Annotated in this window: 3 protein-coding genes; 1 reads left to right on the plus strand and 2 read right to left on the minus strand. The window is 73.7% G+C overall.

Annotation, left to right across the window (positions count from 1 at the left end):
* Positions 1-756 (minus strand): LysR family transcriptional regulator (locus tag G5C65_RS36335; protein WP_165303316.1); only part of this gene is annotated, 756 nt, incomplete at its 3' end.
* Between the two features lie 166 nt (positions 757-922).
* Between G5C65_RS36335 and G5C65_RS36340 the strand changes: the two genes are divergently transcribed.
* Positions 923-1729 (plus strand): site-2 protease family protein, encoded by an 807-nt coding sequence (locus tag G5C65_RS36340; RefSeq protein WP_165303317.1) that lies wholly within the window; start codon positions 923-925, stop codon positions 1727-1729.
* Positions 1730-1760: 31 nt separating this feature from the next.
* Here the strand turns inward: G5C65_RS36340 and G5C65_RS36345 are convergent.
* Positions 1761-1973 (minus strand): hypothetical protein (locus G5C65_RS36345; RefSeq protein ID WP_165303315.1); only part of this gene is annotated, 213 nt, incomplete at its 5' end.

Genomic DNA, 1973 nt, shown 5'->3' on the forward strand with positions numbered 1-1973 from the left:
CCGCCCCAGCCGCGGCAGCAGGGCCACCCCGAGACCGGCGGCGACCAGCTCGACCTGCGTCTGGTACTCCCCCGCCGTGAACGCCACGTCCGGCTCCTGGCCCGCAGCCCGCAGCGTGCTCATCAGCCACCCGTGGCACACGGACCCCGGCGGCTGGCACACCCACCGCACGGACCGCAGATCCTCCCGCACCAGCGGGCGGTCCAGCGCGGCCAGCGGATGGTCCCGCGGCAGCAGCATCTCGCACGCGTCCGCCATCAGCGCGGTACGCCGCAGTCCCTCCGGGGCCGGCAGCGGCACCGTGTCCCAGTCGTGCGTCACGGCCAGGTCCACCTCGCCCCGGGCCGCCATCCCCACCGACAGGTGCGGATCCACCTCCGTCATCCGCAGGTCCAGCTCGGGGTGCGCGGCGGCCAGCCGCGCCAGCGCGGCAGGCAGCAGCCCGCGCGCCGCGCTGGGGAAGGCCGCCACCGTCAGCCGTCCCGCCGGGCGGCCGCGCCGCTCCTCCAGATCGATCTCCGCCTGCTCGGCGAGCGCCAGCATCCGCCCCGCGGTCCGCACGAGCATCAGCGCGGCGTCCGTGAGCACCACCCCGCGCCCCCGGCGCTCCAGCAGCGTGCTGCCGGTCTCCCGCTCCAGCTTGGCGATCTGCTGGGAGACCGCGGACGGGGTGAAGCCCAGCGCCTCGGCCGCCGCGCCGACCGAGCCGTGCGTGCCCACCGCGTGCAGGGCGCGCAGCCGGACGAGATCGAGCATCCGACCCCCCCGTCCCTTAGCAGTGCTTCATCCAATCATGCAGAAAGCATCGCCGGTGCTGAACAGTGGGCGGCCGGGACAGCGCTCCGAGCGACACTCCGGGCAAGGGGAGCCGGAGCGACGAGGGTTCGCCGGGCGGCCCCGGCTGCCGGTACGGTCGGGCGGCATGGCCAGCGCTTCGTCCCACCCCGAGCACCACCGCATCAGCCCGGTGTTCCTCGGACTCGCCGCGCTCATGGGGGTCTCCGGGTGGGCCGTCTGGTCCGGCCGGGCCCAGGTGACCGGTTTCGCGGTCTTCCTGTTCGTGGTCTCGGGGTGGGTCATCTCGCTCTGCCTGCACGAGTACGCGCACGCCCGCACGGCACTGCACGCGGGCGACGTGTCGGTCGGCGCGAAGGGCTATCTCACGCTCAACCCGCTGCGGTACACACACGCGCTGCTGTCCGTCGTCCTGCCGGTGCTCTTCGTCATCATGGGCGGGATCGGACTGCCCGGCGGCGCGGTCTACATCGAGCGCGGCCGCATCCGCGGCGGGCGCTGGAAGCACAGCCTGATCTCGGCGTCGGGCCCGCTGACCAACGCGCTGCTCGCCGTGCTGCTGACCGCCCCGTTCTGGCTCGACGCCATGGAAGACGTGCCGGTCGCGTTCCGTACGGCGCTGGCGTTCCTGGCGCTGCTGCAGGTGACGGCGGCGCTCTTGAACCTCCTCCCGGTGCCGGGGCTGGACGGCTACGGCGTCATCGAGCCGTGGCTCTCCGCCGGGGCGCGCCGCCAGGCCGAGCCGTTCGCGCCGTACGGGCTGCTGATCGTCTTCGGCTGCCTGTGGATCCCGGCGGTCAACGACGTGTTCTGGGACGCCATCGACGCGGTGCTGCGCTCGCTGGGCGTCTCGGATCTGGAGACCTATCTGGGCCTGGAGTACTTCCGCTTCTGGGAGGGCGAGCCGCAGAACGTCCATCTGCCGGGCGGCTGACGGCAGCGCCGAGGGGCGGCACCAGTCGCGGTCAGCTCCGCTCCATGCGGGACTTCCGCACGTAGTACCAGGCCATGTTCGAGGTGAGGCCCGCGAGCAGCACCCAGAGGATCCCCAGCCAGCTCCCGTTCGCGAAGGACACGACCGCCGCGACCACGGCGAGTGCGCAGACGACGGTGGCGTACAGCCCCAGGCCGCGCAGCCCGCGCAGGGCGCGCAGCGGGCCGGAGGCGGGGGGTGTGGC

Origin of the sequence: Streptomyces boncukensis (assembly GCF_011045075.1) — a bacterium.
GTDB classification, from domain to species: Bacteria; Actinomycetota; Actinomycetes; order Streptomycetales; family Streptomycetaceae; genus Streptomyces; species Streptomyces boncukensis.